Genomic DNA, 12,401 nt, shown 5'->3' with positions numbered 1-12,401 from the left:
TTTTGTTCCCAAACCCAGACGGTGACGATACTAGTAGTACTACTACCATGATAATGAGGTTTGGTTATGAACGCAGGTCAGCGCCGTCGCGAGGAATTGGCGGCATTCCTCAAGGACCGCCGTGCACGTGCCGACAGGGCATCGCACGGATTGCCGGAGGTTGGCCGAAGCCGGGTGCGCGGTTTGCGCCGCGAAGAAGTCGCTACACTGGCCGGGGTTTCCGCCACCTGGTACACGTGGCTGGAACAGGCCCGGGACATCAACCCCTCGCGCCAGGTGATGCAGTCGCTTGCGCGCCTTTTCCGCCTGAGCGCCATAGAAACCAGCTATCTCCTGTCATTGGCAGGGCACGGTGAAGTGGCACCGGAAGAATCCAGCGCCATGACCCCTGCCTTGCAACGTCTGCTGGACGTGATGGATTTCCCGGCTTTCTTGCTCTCAGCCGACTGGGCCATCATCGGCTGGAACGCCCAATACGCCCAGCTGTATCCACGGATCAGCACCGTGGAAGCCGAGGACCGGAACTTGCTGTGGCTGGTCTTCACCGACGCGCAGCTGCGTGACATGCTTCCCGACTGGGAGAAGCAGAGCCGCGGATTTGTCGGCAGCTTCCGTGCCGAAACAAGAGGATGGCTCAGCCCTTCGGGAGAAACGGGAATTGTCGCGCGAGTCTCGGCAGCTTCAACGCAGTTCGCAGCCATTTGGAATGAACGGGATGTCGCGGGCTTCCAAACGGGGGAGCGGCTCTTCCGCCACCCCGTCAAAGGGCTGACCAAATACGAGCAGCACAACCTCACCCCGGCCGAAGCGCCGGACCTGACGCTGCTGATGTACGTTCCGCTCTAGTCGACTATTGCCTGGAAACTGCAGCAGGTTATCTCAGCTTTCCACAAAAGCCAGTGCCTTCTCCTTGAATTCGCGGCTGGTCACCGCGTTGGCATGATTGCGCCCGGCCAGCCACAGCACCTCGTTGGGGGTGCCCGCATCCTTGAGCAGGCGCCGCAACCGCGGCATCGTAGTTGCCAGATCGTCCTGGTCGCCAGCTACCAAAAGCGTTGGCGCCGAGGGGACTTTCGCCGCGGCATCGTAGGGTTCAGTCTTGATCGCTTCAATCAGGTCAAACAGGGCCGCCAGGTCATTGCTCGGCTCCGCGGCAGCGATCTTCATGATGGCCGCGGTGTAGTCATCGTTGATCGGCTCCCCGGTGGCGACGTTGGCTTTGGCTTGGGCCAGCTCGAATGCGGCCAATGGGTCTCCGGCGCCGGGGCCGCCGATCACGAGGTGCTCCACCAGGTCGGGGTTGAACGCCGCGAACTCCCAGGCGAGGCGGGATCCCAGCGAATAGCCGATCACGTCCACGGGTCCTTCATCCAATTCCATGACGATGGCGGCCAGTGCCTGGCGAATCTGGCTTGGCGCCCAGCTCCCCACATTGCGCCGGGGGTCGTTGCCATGTCCCGGGAGATCCACGAGCAGTACATTGCGTCCGGCATCAGTGAAATATTTCAACCATCGAGAACGCTCCCAATTCAATTCGCCGGATGAGGCGAAGCCGTGGATGAATAGCGCGGATGGGCTACTCACCTCAGCGTTTGCGCGTATCACTCGAAGATTCAGATCCAGTGTCATGCCTTAGATCATAGGCCATCAGCAACTGATTCAAGGATTGGGGTTAGTGTCGCCAAGGACTTAATGTCACAATGACTCTAACGATATTCGGCGCAGTGGAAATGAGGCAGGAAGAACATGTCATCGGCACCGGGATGGGCGAACGTCAACGAACGCCGCAACCTCCCACCCGCCCTGGCCGTCTCGACGGTCATCCTGGGCATCAGGGAAGGGCAGGACGGAGGCCCGGACAAGCTCTGCCTGCCACTGGTGCGCCGAATTCGCCAACCGCACGCCGGATTGTGGGCACTGCCCGGAGGGCCGGTCGATGCCCGCGAATCCCTGGGCCAGGCGGCCGGGCGGAATCTGGCCGAGACCACCGGTCTGCGGCCGAGCTACCTCGAGCAGCTCTACACCTTCGGGGATATCGACAGATCGCCCACCCATCGACTGGTGACTATCGCCTACTTCGCATTGCTCAATGCGGATCAGGTCGGGGCGACGGTCCAGGACGAGAACGTGGCCTGGTTCGATATCGATGATCCGGGCATTGCCCAGCTGGCCTTCGATCACCGCAAGATTGTCGACTACGCGCTGTGGCGGTTGCGCAATAAAACTGAATACGGGCAAATCGCGCATCGACTCTTGGGGGAGCGATTTACCCTGGCGGCCCTGCGTGGCGTCTATGAAGCCATCCTGGGCAGGAGGCTGGACCCGGCAAATTTCCGGCGCACGCTGAAAAATACCGCCACCATCGAGGCCACCGATGAATACCTTGCCGGCGGGCAGCACCGCCCGCCTCGCCTCTATCGCTACGCAGGCCATGGCCCCGACCCGCTGGAAGTCGACCCAGCGCAAGCCTAGAACTTTTCACCCGCTTCACCCTTATTCGCATGAAATGGACAACCCATGAGCACCCAACTCACCGGCAGCAACGAATCTGTCGCACAGAACATCACCAGGCTGAACCTCTTGGCCCCAGGCTCCACCTGCTCCACGGACCTCGCCGCCAACCCATGGGATACCCCGGCAGGATACGGGCCGGGCGCCTCCCAGGAAGACGACGTTCCAGCGGGCTACCCGGTGCAAGGTTCCATCCCGGAAGAGTACTTGAAGGCAGGCGATGCCGAGCTTGACGCCCGCATCCTGGCAGCCAAGGAAACCCTCGGCGACAGGGCAGTGATCCTTGGGCACTTCTATCAGCGCGATGAAGTGGTGAAGTACGCGGACTTCGTGGGCGATTCCTTCCAGCTGGCCAATGCCGCCTTGACCCGCGACAAAGCCGAAGCCATCGTCTTTTGCGGTGTGCACTTCATGGCCGAAACCGCCGATATCCTCAGCCGAGACGACCAGTCGGTGATCCTGCCCAACCTCGCCGCCGGCTGCTCGATGGCTGATATGGCGGACGGCCCCAGCGTCCAGGCTTGCTGGGATGAGCTCACCGCGCTGTACGCGGATGAAGCAGACGACGGCCGCATGCCGGTGATCCCGGTGACCTACATGAACTGCTCGGCGGAGCTCAAGGCCTTTGTCGGCCGCAACGGGGGATTGGTCTGCACCTCATCGAATGCAGCCACCGTCTTGGAATGGGCTTTTGAGCGCGGGCGTCGGGTGCTGTTCTTCCCCGACCAGCACCTGGGGCGCAACACCGCCAAGGCCATGGGCGTACCGCTGGAACAGATGCCCATGTGGACTCCGCGCAAGGAACTGGGCGGAAACGATCCGCAGACCATGCAGGATGCCAAGGTGATCTTGTGGCACGGATTCTGCTCTGTCCACAAGCGCTTCACCCCGGCGCAAATCACCAAGGCCCGCGAGGAATTCCCCGGCGTCAAGGTGATCGTGCACCCTGAATGCCCCATGGAGGTGGTTGATGCCGCGGACGCGGCCGGCTCCACCGACTACATCCAGAAGGCCATTGCCGCGGCCGCTGAGCCCACGGTCTTCGCCATTGGCACCGAGATCAACATGGTCAACCGGCTGGCAGCCCAGTACCCGCAGCACACCATTTTCTGCCTGGACCCGGTGATCTGCCCCTGCTCCACCATGTACCGCATCCACCCCGGCTACCTCGCCTGGGTGCTCGAGGAACTGGTCGCCGGGCGGGTGGTCAACCAGATCACCGTGCCTGCAGAACAGCAGGGCGACGCGAAAACTGCCCTGGAGCGCATGCTGGCAGCCAAGCCATGAACCCAAGAACGCTGGCAATTATCGGCTCGGGCGTCGCTGGATTGTGCGCAGCCCTGGAGGCGGCGCGCCTTGGCCTGCCGGCCATCCTGCTCACCAAGCAGCAGCTGGGCGACGGCAATAGCTCCTGCGCCCAAGGCGGTTTATCCGCAGTGACCGCGCAAGGCGAAGCCGCCGGGGACTGTGTGGCCAGCCATGTCGCCGACACCCTGCGTGCCGGAGCCTGGCACGGCGGGGCAGAAGCAGTCCAGGAACTTTGCGGTTCGGCAGCCGGCCTGGTGAACACGCTCGAAGGGCACGCGGTGCAGTTCGACAAGGACGCATCGGGGAACTACCAGCTGGGCCTCGAAGCGGCGCACAGCGTCCACCGCATCCTGCATGCCGGAGGAGACGCTACCGGTGCCGGACTGGTGGCCGCCCTGACCGCGGCGGTGCGCTCGGCCGAGCACCGAGGGCAGATCGAAGTCATCGAAAACGCGCTGGTGGTGGATCTGGAGATTGCCGGTGCCCACCGGCGAGCCGTGCATTATCTTCAGGGGGATCGTTCCCTGAAGCTGGATGCCGACGCGGTGCTCTTGGCGACCGGCGGATTGGGCTCGCTGTATGCCGCGAGCACCAACCCGCAGGGAGCCACCGCCGACGGCATTGGACTGGCCGCTCGCGCCGGGGCGGTGATCAGCGACCTGGAATTCATCCAGTTCCACCCGACCCTGGTTGATCCGCAGCTGCACCCGCAGGCCGGGATGATCAGCGAGGCTGTGCGCGGCGAGGGAGCGGTGCTGGTCAACGAGCTGGGCCAGCGGTTCATGCTCGAGCTGGACGAGCGGGCGGATCTTGCGCCCCGGGATGTTGTCGCCCGGGGAATCCACGCCCAGTACCAGGCAGGCCACCAGGTCTTCATCGACGCCCGAGCGGTGGAAACCCTGAAGGGCGCCGGGTTCCTGGCTCGCCGCTTCCCGTCAATCACCGCGCGGTTGAAGGCCTCCGGGCTGGACATGGCACTGGCCCCGATCCCGGTGGTGGCCGCCCAGCACTATGCCATGGGCGGGATCCACACCGATACCCGCGGTCGCACCAGCATCGCGGGGCTCTATGCCGCCGGCGAATGCGCCAACACCACGGTGCATGGCGCCAACCGGCTGGCCAGCAATTCGTTGCTGGAGGCCATGGTTTTCGCCCGCAATGCCGTGAACGCCATGGGGGCCGATGCTCCAGGGCGCGCCTGCGGCATCGGCGAACTCGTGGTGGGTCAGCTGCCGGCGCGGCAGGCCCAGGCTCCCCTGGAATTGCCGCAGCTCCAATCCCTGGCCAGCGAGCACCTGGGTGTTTACCGCACCGGCGAAGGGGCGGAACAGCTGATCAGGGTGCTCGATGCCAGTGCGCCGGTAGCCCAGGACCAGCGCGCGCTCGTTGAACTGGACAACCTCTACACCTGCGCACGGATGATCGCCTATGCGGCGAAACAACGAACCCAGTCTCTCGGCGCCCACCACCGGGTGGACGCGGCCAGCCAGGACAATACCGGGAACACCGTTCGCTACGGCTGGGTGCTCGATAGCGCGCAGCCGATGATCCGCCAGCTTGAAAACAAGGAAGTACACGCGTGAACCAGCCAATCCATCCGGTGCCTGTCGCCGCCATCGACCGCATCCTGGCGATGGCCTTTGCCGAGGACCATCCCCGCGGGGACCTGACCGCAGACACCATCGTGCCGGTGGATGCCCGCGCCACGGCCGTGGTCAGCGCCCGGGAACCGGGAGTGCTCTCCGGCGGCCTGGTCTTTGCCCGGGCCATGGCAACGCTGAATCAGGACATCGAAGTCACCCAGCTGGTCGCGGACGGCGAAAAGTTCGCGGCGGGAGATGAGCTGCTCAAGGTCGAAGGCCCGGCAGCATCGGTGCTCAGCGCCGAGCGCGTGGCACTGAACCTGCTGCAGCGCATGAGCGCCATCGCCACCGCAACCCGCGAGCTGGTTGACCTCGTGTCGCATACCAAGGCCCGGATTGCCGATACCCGCAAGACCACTCCGGGGCTGCGGGTCCTGGAGCGCTATGCGGTGCGTTGCGGCGGAGGAGTGAACCACCGGGACAATCTCTCCGAAGCCTTCATGGCCAAGGACAACCACCTGGCCTTGCTCGGGGAAGGCGAAGAGCTCACCGCCGCCTTGAAGGCAGTCCGCGCCCGGCTGGGGCACACCACCGCAATGGAAGTTGAAGTTGACCGGATCGAGCAGATCCCCGCGGTCCTTGCGGCCAAGGTGGATATCATCATGCTGGACAACTTCGACTTGGCAGATATTCCGGCCGCCATCGAGCTGATCGGCGGGCAGGCGATCATCGAGGCCAGCGGCACCGTCAGCGCCAGCACCGCAGGAGCCATTGCCGAGACCGGCGTGGACATCATTTCCAGTGGCGCCATCACCCACTCGGTGCGGGCTATCGACCTGGGCTTGGATATGGTTATTGCATGATCTACATGGACGCGGCTTCCACCGCCCCGCCCCGCCAGGAAGTTCTCGACCTGGTCACGCCGCTGCTCACCAGCAACTTCGGGAATCCCGCGTCGCTGCATGAGCTGGGACATCAAGCCAAACGGGCCAATGACTGGGCCCGGGCGCAGGTGGCCGGCCAGCTGGGTGTTGGCGAAAGCGAAATCTACTTCACCTCTGGCGGAACCGAAGGGGATAACACCGCTGTGATCGGTGGTGCCCTGGCCAACCCCCGGGGCAAAGTGGTCCTCAGCAGCGCCATTGAACATCCTGCGGTGATGGAAGCCTGCGCCTATCTGGCCGCAATCCATGGCTTCACGCACAAGCTGATCCCCGTCGACGAACATGGCATTGTCGATGTGCGCGCCGCGAAAGACCTGATTGACGACCAGGTCGCCCTGGTCTCGGTGATGTCGGTGAACAATGAAGTGGGCACCATCCAGCCCATCGGGGAACTGGCCCAACTGGCGCATGATGCCGGGGCGCTCATGCACACCGATGCGGTGCAGGCCGCCGGCTGGCTGGACTTGGCTCAGCTGGCCTCGCACGTGGACGTGCTGAGCCTGTCGGGGCACAAAATCGGTGCGCTGAAAGGCAGCGGCGCGCTGTACATCAGCAATCGGTGCGAGGTCCTCCCGCTGCTGCACGGCGGCGGGCAGCAAGGCGGGCAGCGTTCTGGCACCGAGAATCCGGCCGCGTCCGTAGGCATTGCCCGGGCGCTCCAGCTCTGCGCCGAACAGCGCCAGCAAGGGGCCGGATACAGCTACGGAAACTATCTGATCGACAGGATCACCAAGGAACTGGAAGCGGAAGCCCTGGGATTGGTGCAGCTCACCGGCCATCGCGAGCAACGCATCGGCGGCATTGTTTCCTTTGTCTTCCCGCGCACCGCAGGGGAAACAGTGCTCATTGAACTGGAACGCCGCGGAGTGCTGTGCTCATCAGGCTCGGCTTGCTCCGCAGGGAGCACCGACCCCTCTCCGGTGCTCACCGCCATGGGCTACGACGAGCAGCTCGCGCACACCGCGGTCCGCTTGTCCTTCACCCGGGGGGCCAAGGAGAACGAAATCAGCCAGGTGGCCAGCGCCGTGGTGGCCACCGTGAAGGCCTTGGCGGCCGGAGCCTAGCGCCCGGAGATGAAGCGCTTGGTGACCGAAATGTCCCGGTCGCCCAGCCCGGCCTCAATGACTTCGTCGATCGCCTGGCGCAACACCGGAAGCAAGACGGCATTGGTGCCCGTGGATTCTGCGATCTCGTGAGCCCCCGCCAGATCCTTGCGCATGTACTTGATCGCTCCCGACGGCGAATCATCCCCGCTGACCAGCCGATCCTGCCGGCTTTCGAGCAAGCGCGAGGCGGCATAGCCGTGGCCCAGCAGGTTCCACATTGATCCAAGATCCAGCCCGGATCGCTCGGCCAGCACCGATGCTTCGCCCAAGGCAAAGATCGTGGCGCTCACAACCAGCTGGTTGCAGGCCTTCGCCACCTGCCCGGCGCCGAGCTCGCCCAGGCGTACCGGAGTCCCGCAAGGCGCAAGCGCCTGCGCCGCCCGGGCGCATAGTTCGCCAGTGCCACCGAGCATGATGGACAGGGTTCCCCGCGTAGCTCCATCTTCTCCGCCGGAGACCGGGGCGTCGACGACCGCTATGCGCTCGCCGTAGCTGCCCTTTAGTTCATTGGCCAGGGCCCGCACGCCGGGCGCCGAGCAGGTGGAGCCAATCAGCAGCAGCAATGGCGGGGACGCGGGATCGCGGTGCTCGAGGCCAGCCAAAATGCCGGCGGGCGCTTCAAGCGCTTGGGAGATTTGCGGCAAGTCCGGGAGCATCAACAGGATTTCATTGCATTCGGTGGCCAGCTGGGCAGGATCATCTGCCCAGAGAATGCGGCCGGGGCCAGCACCGTCAGGCAATGCGGAATTCAGGTCTGCCAGGACAGATTCTCTGGGACGGCTTGATGTCACGCGGACCGTTCCGTGTGCTGCTGCCAGCAGGCGAGCCATGGGGCGTCCCATGGCGCCCAATCCGATCACGCCGAGAATGGATGGGGGATTCGGGGATGCTGAATTCATCTACAACTCCTTTGTCGGGTGGCGGCAGTGCCATCACGACATCAATGGTCAATATAGCGAACTCTGTTCAATATACTGTCCATAGCGCTATGCTGTCACTCGACGGAAAGAAAAGGAAGCGATGATGCCAACAACACAACGCCTGCGCGTGGGAATTGCCGTAGATTTGCCAGCTGCAGACCTGGAGCTGATGCGGAAACTCGAACCACGTTTGGATTTCATTTATGAACCTGGACTCTACCGGCCGCAGCGCTGGCACGGCGACTGGGAAGGCGAGCCCTCATTCAGCCGCACGCCGGAGCAAGCGGAACGCTATCACCAGATCCTGGCGTCTTCGCAAGCGCTTTTTGGCATCCCGGATGTGAATCCCGGGCTATTGCAGAAAACCGTCCGCGAGAATCCGGATCTCCTCTGGGTGCATACCACTGCCGCCGGTGGCGGCGCCCAGGTGAAGGCCGCAGGACTGAATGCCGATGAGCTTGACCGTGTCACCTTCACGACAAGCGCCGGTGTCCACGGCTCGACCCTGGCGGAGTTTGCGCTCTTCGGGGTGCTGGCTGGAGCGAAAAATCTTCGAAAACTGGAAGCCGACCAGGCGCAGAAAAACTGGCCTTCGGAACGCTGGCGCATGCGCCATCTTGATGAGATGACGATTCTCGTCGTTGGATTGGGCGGAATTGGAAAGGCGGTTGCTGAACGCTTCAAGGCTTGCGGTTCCACCGTCTGGGGCACCTCGCGCAGCGGCAAGCCTGTATCCGGCGTGGATCGGCTGATCGATCCCTCGCAGCTTGCTGCCGCAGCAGCTGAGGCAGATGCCATCGTCGCAACTCTTCCAGGTACGGGGAGCACCGAAGGGCTGATTGGCTCCGGGGTCTTTGCAGCTGTCCGCGAAGGAACGATTTTTGTGAACGTCGGCCGCGGAACAGTAGTGGATGAATCGGCCCTCATCCCAGCACTGGAAGCCGGGCGCATCGGATTCGCCGCCTTGGATGTAGTAGCGCAGGAGCCCTTGGCGCCTAATAGTGTTTTGTGGGATCACCCGAACGTTTTGATTAGCCCGCATACCGCGGCATTGAGCAACCAGGAAACCACTCGAATTGCCCGGCTTTTTGCGCACAATGCCACCTGTTTCCTTGACGGGCAGGTATTGCGGAACAAGGTGGATACCGTAGAATTCTACTGATGACAAGCGTAAACGAAGTAGCTGATGGTGCTGGGGAGCGGAGTGTGCGTGACCCCGCGCCCGCGGTGACACGCGCAATCGGAATCCTTGGCTTGCTCGCCGAAGCCGATGGCCGTGCCCTTTCGCTCAGCGAGCTTGCGCGCACTCTGGGCATTGCCAAATCCTCCTGCGCCAACCTCTGCCAGGCATTGGAAGATGGCGAGATGATCCGGCGCACCGGCGACGGTTTTGGGCTGGGGCGCCGAAATGCAGAACTCGGCGGAGCTTATTCCCTCCAGTTCAACCAGGTGCGCGAGTTCTTCGGACTGATCTCCTCATCGCCGACCTTGCGTGGAGAGCTGGTGCAGATTGCCATGCTCGACGGTGCTGATGCACTGTATTTGGCCCGCCATGAAGGGCGCACCCCTTATCGCTTTGGCGCCCCTTTGGGTTCCCGCCTGCCTGCGGCTTTCAGCGCCACCGGCAATGCGCTGCTGCTGTCGTTGAGTGATGACCAGCTCGCGGAGCTGATGGATGGCGTTCTGCCGATGCGCAGCGGCATTGATGGTCTTGAAGTGACCGCAAAGGATTTGCGCCAGCGCCTTGCAGTTGCACGCGAGCGCGGATTCGCGGTGGATGAAGGGCATTCAACCAGCGGCGTGACCGGCGTAGCGGTGCCCCTGGCTGCCTGGTCGCCTGGGGATCCTCCCCTGGCCCTGGGAACCGCCATGCCTTCGGATCAGGCTGATCCGGTGCGTGTGGCCGCGATTGGCACCGCCTTGCGCGAAGTGGCTGCCCGGCTAGAAAATCCCTGGAGGGCGCGCACGGCACGCGACTAAATCGCCGCAGGAGCCCGTCGGATAAGAGGTTCGCGGCGCCGCCCCATCGTCCCGCTTAATGCGGGCGGTGGGGCGGCGTTTTTTCGCGTTTTGGGATTCTCCGTAAATTTAAGCGTCCACTATGTTGTACACCGTTCGCTATGCTGGTATCTTCAATGCAGGAAGAAGTGATGCGATTCACTCGTCGAAGGAGACCTCCATGAATACAACACCAGAACGGGCCGCTGGCTCCGGTGGGGCAGCGCTCGATGCGCACTACGCCAAGAACCTGCAGCGGGCGACTCTAGCCTCCAGCATCGGTAGCGCATTGGAGTATTTCGACTTTGCTCTTTATGGCCTCGCCACCGCCCTGATTTTCAATGTGCTGTTCTTCCCCCAGGAGGATCCGGCCATGGCCACGGTTGCAGCATTCGCGACCTTCGGCGTCGGCTTTGTCGCTCGTCCTTTCGGCGGATTGTTCTTCGGAATGCTTGGCGACCGGCTGGGGCGAAAAATTGTCCTGATCATCACCATCATGCTCATGGGCGGAGCATCGACACTTATCGGCGTGCTTCCGACCTATGAAACGGCAGGCATCTGGGCGCCTGTCCTGCTTGTCCTGCTTCGTCTGCTCCAGGGCTTTGGCGCTGGTGCGGAACAGGCAGGTGCCACGGTCTTGATGGCGGAATACTCGCCAGCTGCACGCCGCGGATTCTTCTCGGCACTCCCATTTATCGGTATTCAGGCCGGAACCCTGCTGGCAGGCGTTGTCTTCTCATTGCTGACCATGCTTCCCGAGGAAGCGCTGATGAGCTGGGGCTGGCGAGTTCCGTTCTTGGCATCCTTTGCGCTGATCATCCTGGCCGTGCTCATCCGTTCAAAGCTGGAAGAAACCCCAACCTTTGTTGAGATGGAAAAGCGGGAACAGGTTTCAGAGCACCCGCTGCGCGAGCTCTTCCGCACCGGCTTCCCGGGCGTGCTGGTGGGAATCGGTCTGCGCATGGCCGAAAACGGCGGTTCCTACATGTTCCAGGGGCTGGCCTTGAGCTTCTTCGTCACCGTTGTCGGTCCAGAAGCCGACAAGGGATTGCTAACCTGGGGTGTCACCATTGGTTCGCTGATCGGTGTGTTCACCGTTCCATTGGCTGGCGCACTTTCCGATCGTTTCGGCCGCCGCATCATCTACCGTGCGGGCGCAGTCTTCATGCTGGTGTACTCCTTGCCGGCATGGTGGGCACTGACCTTGGGCAGCCACGTCCTGGCTATCGCAGTGATCGCGATTGGTATTGGCTTCGCCGTTGCTACGATGCTTGGCCCACAGTGCGCCATGCTTCCAGAACTGTTCGGCAGCCGCCACCGCTACCTTGGCGTGGCCATGGCTCGCGAACTTTCGGCCGTCCTGGCTGGCGGCCTGGCCGGCGTGCTTGGTGCCTACCTGATTGCCATCACTGATGGCAACTGGCTGGTGCTGGGACTATACATGACGGTATTGGCTTCGATTACGGTGGCTTCTACCTTCCTCGTTCCTGAAACCCTGCGCAGGGATCTGACCCGTACCGATGACGCCGTCAAGATTTCATCGGTCGAGGCCGGCGATGACGTGTGGCTCAAAGGGAGCCAGGGAACAGGAGCTTCTGCCGTATCCGCGCGAACTTCTTTCACTGTGGACCGGGACTCGATTACCGCTGACGAGCACTAGTCCACGGTACCGAAAAGCGCCAAAAATAACGTTGGAACTCCGGGCAACTCGGTTGCCCGGAGTTTTTGCGTTGACTCGACGTCCCGGTGGCCCAGCCCAGGAGCTCGGAAGTTCACACGCAGAATCCTTGTCCGCGAAGGCCATCCGGATCGCGGCCTCTGCCCAGTTGATTCAGCTGGATTTAGACTACTGAAAAGTAGCAAGCGGAATGCAATCCTGTTCATCAACCTCAGAATCGGGCGCTGATTTGGCTCATTGCAGGTGCGCGGACGGGCGTGATATGGCAAAGTTACAACAAGAACGTAGACCCATTTGGGGCACGATCCCGGCGCAGTCTCATGACTGAGGCCAAAACCAAGTCAACTCGCATC

11 protein-coding genes are annotated in these 12,401 nt (G+C 62.6%); 9 read left to right on the top strand and 2 right to left on the bottom strand.

What is annotated here, in order from left to right; all coding sequences use genetic code 11:
- Nucleotides 1-66 precede the first annotated feature (66 nt).
- Nucleotides 67-846: a helix-turn-helix transcriptional regulator gene (locus ACT7DV_RS17015; protein WP_444664379.1), complete on the top strand. Its 780-nt coding sequence runs from the start codon at nucleotides 67-69 to the stop codon at nucleotides 844-846.
- 33 nt (nucleotides 847-879) lie between these two features.
- On the opposite strand, the gene ACT7DV_RS17010 is transcribed toward ACT7DV_RS17015, so the two are convergent.
- Complete coding sequence (locus ACT7DV_RS17010; RefSeq protein ID WP_444664377.1) at nucleotides 880-1,629, bottom strand: alpha/beta fold hydrolase; 750 nt, start codon at nucleotides 1,627-1,629, stop codon at nucleotides 880-882.
- A gap of 117 nt (nucleotides 1,630-1,746) precedes the next feature.
- Here ACT7DV_RS17010 and ACT7DV_RS17005 point away from each other — a divergent pair, with 117 nt between their 5' ends.
- The 5 genes from ACT7DV_RS17005 to ACT7DV_RS16985 are packed head-to-tail and all read left to right on the top strand — an operon-like array spanning nucleotide 1,747 to nucleotide 7,410.
- The gene (locus ACT7DV_RS17005) at nucleotides 1,747-2,472 is read left to right on the top strand and encodes an NUDIX hydrolase (RefSeq protein ID WP_060701357.1); all 726 of its coding nucleotides are present in this window, start codon (nucleotides 1,747-1,749) and stop codon (nucleotides 2,470-2,472) included.
- Between the two features lie 45 nt (nucleotides 2,473-2,517).
- The gene (gene nadA / locus ACT7DV_RS17000; protein WP_444664374.1) at nucleotides 2,518-3,798 is read left to right on the top strand and encodes a quinolinate synthase NadA; all 1,281 of its coding nucleotides are present in this window, start codon (nucleotides 2,518-2,520) and stop codon (nucleotides 3,796-3,798) included.
- Entirely contained in the window at nucleotides 3,795-5,402 is a 1,608-nt protein-coding gene (locus ACT7DV_RS16995) for an L-aspartate oxidase (protein ID WP_444664373.1), read from the top strand. The genes nadA and ACT7DV_RS16995 overlap by 4 nt, the downstream gene beginning before the upstream one ends.
- Nucleotides 5,399-6,265, top strand: a complete 867-nt coding sequence (gene nadC, locus ACT7DV_RS16990; protein ID WP_444664371.1) for a carboxylating nicotinate-nucleotide diphosphorylase — start codon at nucleotides 5,399-5,401, stop codon at nucleotides 6,263-6,265. The genes ACT7DV_RS16995 and nadC overlap by 4 nt, the downstream gene beginning before the upstream one ends.
- A complete protein-coding gene (locus ACT7DV_RS16985) occupies nucleotides 6,262-7,410 on the top strand; it encodes a cysteine desulfurase family protein (protein WP_444664369.1) in 1,149 nt (382 codons plus the stop codon). The genes nadC and ACT7DV_RS16985 overlap by 4 nt, the downstream gene beginning before the upstream one ends.
- Here the strand turns inward: ACT7DV_RS16985 and ACT7DV_RS16980 are convergent.
- Nucleotides 7,407-8,351: an NAD(P)-dependent oxidoreductase gene (locus ACT7DV_RS16980; RefSeq protein WP_444664367.1), complete on the bottom strand. Its 945-nt coding sequence runs from the start codon at nucleotides 8,349-8,351 to the stop codon at nucleotides 7,407-7,409. The two genes, ACT7DV_RS16985 and ACT7DV_RS16980, sit on opposite strands and share 4 nt — an antisense overlap.
- A 124-nt stretch (nucleotides 8,352-8,475) precedes the next feature.
- On the opposite strand from ACT7DV_RS16980, the gene ACT7DV_RS16975 reads away from it, so the two are divergent.
- The 3 genes from ACT7DV_RS16975 (at nucleotide 8,476) to ACT7DV_RS16965 (ending at nucleotide 12,030) form a co-directional block, all read left to right on the top strand.
- On the top strand, nucleotides 8,476-9,534 hold the full coding sequence (locus tag ACT7DV_RS16975; RefSeq protein WP_444664366.1) for a D-2-hydroxyacid dehydrogenase: 1,059 nt from the start codon (nucleotides 8,476-8,478) through the stop codon (nucleotides 9,532-9,534).
- Complete coding sequence (locus ACT7DV_RS16970) at nucleotides 9,534-10,352, top strand: IclR family transcriptional regulator (RefSeq protein WP_444664364.1); 819 nt, start codon at nucleotides 9,534-9,536, stop codon at nucleotides 10,350-10,352. Before ACT7DV_RS16975 ends, ACT7DV_RS16970 begins: the two co-directional genes overlap by 1 nt.
- 199 nt (nucleotides 10,353-10,551) lie before the next feature.
- A complete protein-coding gene (locus ACT7DV_RS16965; protein ID WP_444664362.1) occupies nucleotides 10,552-12,030 on the top strand; it encodes an MFS transporter in 1,479 nt (492 codons plus the stop codon).
- The last annotated feature ends 371 nt before the right edge of the window (nucleotides 12,031-12,401 follow it).

It is taken from the genome of Glutamicibacter sp. TV12E (assembly GCF_052441935.1).
Taxonomy (GTDB): domain Bacteria; phylum Actinomycetota; class Actinomycetes; order Actinomycetales; family Micrococcaceae; genus Glutamicibacter.
The sequence above is the reverse complement of the archived record's forward strand: the minus strand, read 5'-3'. Positions and strand labels throughout refer to the sequence as shown.